The following is a 2,077-nucleotide window of genomic DNA, read 5'->3' as shown; positions in this document are numbered from 1 at the left end:
GGGCGTCAGGGGCGCCGTGGGACGACTCCGCGTCCGGGGCGCCGTGGGGCGGGGCCGTGAACCGGGTGTCAGGGGCACCGTGGGACGGGTGCCTGCTCATGCGCGTCCCTCCTGCGCCCGCACCCGGCTGCTGGACGGCAACAGGGTGCCGAGGAAGCCGATCGCCAGGGCGATCAGGACGCCCAGGTTGGCGAAGGCCCAGTCGCCGGTCCGGCCGCCGAGGCCGAGGGGGCCGAGCAGATAGCCCTGCCAGTCCAGCCAGCCCGCCGCCGTGTTGGTGACCAGACCCCAGCCGAGGGCCGTCGCGGCGAGGGTGAGCAGGAGGGGGCCCGGTGGGATGTCGCCGTAGCGGCCGTCGGGGCGGAACAGGTCCCCCTCCGCGTAGTCGCGGCGCCGCAGCAACAGGTCGGCCAGCATCACCCCGCACCAGGCGGCGACGGGCACGCCGAGCGTGGTGAGGAAGCCGATGAACGGGCCGAGGAAGTCGTCGGCGAAGAAGACGATGTAGACGGCGCCCGCGATCATCAGGACGCCGTCGGCCAGCGCGGCCATCGGGCGNNGCCGGAGGCGGTGCGGGGCAGGTAACGGGAGTAGTCGGCCGCCGCGTTGACCCAGCCGAGGCCGAAGCCGGTCATCATGAAGACGAGGGCGCCGATGAACTCCTGGGCTGATCCCCCGGGTACGGCGCTGGCGGTGGACCAGTGGATGTGGTCGGCCACCAGCACGACGTACACGAGCGTCAGGATCCCCGTGACGACGGTGATGACGGTCTGGAGGCGCATGATGAGGTCGAAGCCCATGACGCCGACGACCACGACGAGCGCGGCGACGAGNNACCGCGACGAAGCCGCACAGCAGGAACGAGAAGACGATGCCGAGGATCCCGGCGGCCAGGGCCTGCCCGAAGGAGATGCCGAAGCCGAGGGCGAACGCGCCGTAACTCATGCCTAGGACGGAGACGTTGGCGCCGAACCAGGGCCAGAAGAGGGTGCGTGGGGTGCCCTTGCGGTCGGCGTCGCCGATCACGTCGAGGCCGTGCGTCTCCACCTGGAGGGGGCGGACCGAGGGAGTGTCGTCGGAGGGTGGGGCGTCCGTCATCGTCGACCTGCATGTCCGATCGCGGCTGATCACGTCCAGGGGAACGTAGGTGTGCCGGTCAGACGCGTCAAGAAGGCCCCCGCACGGGCGGTGTGGCCCGCACCCCGACAGGAGAGGTACCCCTTTTGCGCATGTTTACGGCACCTGTCAGCATCGAAAGGGGGACCGCCAACACAACAGACCGGAGACACCGTGGCAGCGGAACAGAGCGACGGCTCCGGAGCGGAATTCGTCGAGGCCCTCGTGCGGTTGCGCGCCGACGCACCGGCGGGCGGGCTGGCCGACTGGGCCGGCGGGCACGGGCTCGAGGTGACGCCCATGGCCGCGGGTGCCCTTCTCACCGGTCCCGCCGACCGGTTCACCGAGGCCTTCGGTGAACCTCCGGGGGATCGCGCGGAACCCCGGTCCCTCCCGGTCCCGGCGGCGCTCGCAGGCACGGCGCGGTCCGTCACCGTCCTGCCGCTGCCCACCCTCGGCGCCGACGCCCCATTCCCGGACGCCGATCCCCCTTTCCCGGACTGAGCGACGACCGCCCCGGTCGCCCTCCCCCGCGGCGACCCCTGGAGGACCCGATGACGCTCCCGATGACGCCCCAGTACGGGCAGCCCGCGCCGGAGCACGTGTACGGCTATGTGTCCGCACGGTCGCGGGGCGGGGTGCCGATGACCCGGGCCACGCGGTGGGACACGGCCGAGCCCTTCCGGACCGACCCGGAGAGCCAGGAGCGCGCCGAGGCCTACCTCCTCGCGGCCGGGCTCACCGTCACCGCCGAGAGCCGCCTCGGGTTCGCCGTGAGCGGGCCGCCCGCCGCGTACGAGGAACTGACGGGCGGGCGACTCGAGACGTACGAGGACCTGCACCAGGTCGAGATGGACCACATCCGGTACGTGACCCAGCTGGACATCGTGGGCGAGCGGCAGCCCGAGGCCCACGGGGTGGGCGACGTACCGGGCACCGACGCGATCGAGGCCGTGGCGCT

The 2,077-nt window shown here is 72.6% G+C and carries 1 protein-coding gene and 4 pseudogenes; 2 read left to right on the top strand and 3 right to left on the bottom strand.

Annotation, left to right across the window (positions count from 1 at the left end; genetic code table 11):
• Positions 1-96 precede the first annotated feature (96 nt).
• From AOK15_RS46890 to AOK15_RS46880, 3 pseudogenes are all read right to left on the bottom strand, one after another.
• Positions 97-558 (bottom strand): annotated as a pseudogene (locus tag AOK15_RS46890) (allantoin permease); the annotation flags it as partial.
• Positions 559-560: 2 nt separating this feature from the next.
• Positions 561-833 (bottom strand): annotated as a pseudogene (locus AOK15_RS46885) (allantoin permease); the annotation flags it as partial.
• A gap of 2 nt (positions 834-835) precedes the next feature.
• Positions 836-1,098 (bottom strand): annotated as a pseudogene (locus AOK15_RS46880) (cytosine permease); the annotation flags it as partial.
• A gap of 192 nt (positions 1,099-1,290) precedes the next feature.
• On the opposite strand from AOK15_RS46880, the gene AOK15_RS17595 reads away from it, so the two are divergent.
• Positions 1,291-1,620, top strand: coding sequence for a hypothetical protein (locus AOK15_RS17595; protein WP_055517851.1), 330 nt, complete (start codon positions 1,291-1,293; stop codon positions 1,618-1,620).
• Between the two features lie 50 nt (positions 1,621-1,670).
• Positions 1,671-2,077: pseudogene (locus AOK15_RS17590) on the top strand (S8 family serine peptidase); the annotation flags it as partial.

The organism is Streptomyces ossamyceticus (assembly GCF_001418475.1).
In the GTDB taxonomy this organism is placed as follows: Bacteria; Actinomycetota; Actinomycetes; order Streptomycetales; family Streptomycetaceae; genus Streptomyces; species Streptomyces ossamyceticus.
Note: the sequence above shows the minus strand (reverse complement) of the source record. Positions and strands in the feature narration are given on the sequence as shown.